Genomic DNA, 286 nt, shown 5'->3' with positions numbered 1-286 from the left:
CCAGCACCGGTCGCCCGAGCTCGGCAATGGCCCGCTCCAACTGGGCGATGGCCTGCCGTGGGTGATGGTGCAGGGCCGGGACGCGCAGGCCTTCGGCCAGGCCCAAGTGGCCGAAAGCCGCCTGCAGCTGGCGCGCCTTGTGCGATTCGGGCGAACTGTTGAAGCCGTGGATATACAGCAGGGATGGGCTGGTCGCAGTCATCGGGAACGGGCTAATGGGCTTCAACTCGGTAGGGAAAGCCGAACGGTACCAGCTTCCAGGCTTCATCTTCCAGCCTGCGCGCCG

1 protein-coding gene is annotated in these 286 nt (G+C 66.4%); it reads right to left on the bottom strand.

Going from position 1 to position 286, the window contains the following annotated elements:
• A partial coding sequence (locus GQA99_RS20455; protein WP_276615992.1) for a YqiA/YcfP family alpha/beta fold hydrolase occupies positions 1–268 on the bottom strand: 268 nt, incomplete at its 3' end.
• Positions 269–286 lie beyond the last annotated feature (18 nt).

The sequence above is a fragment of the Shewanella litoralis genome, assembly GCF_009828585.1.
GTDB lineage: Bacteria > Pseudomonadota > Gammaproteobacteria > Enterobacterales > Shewanellaceae > Shewanella > Shewanella litoralis.
Note: the sequence above shows the minus strand (reverse complement) of the source record. Positions and strands in the feature narration are given on the sequence as shown.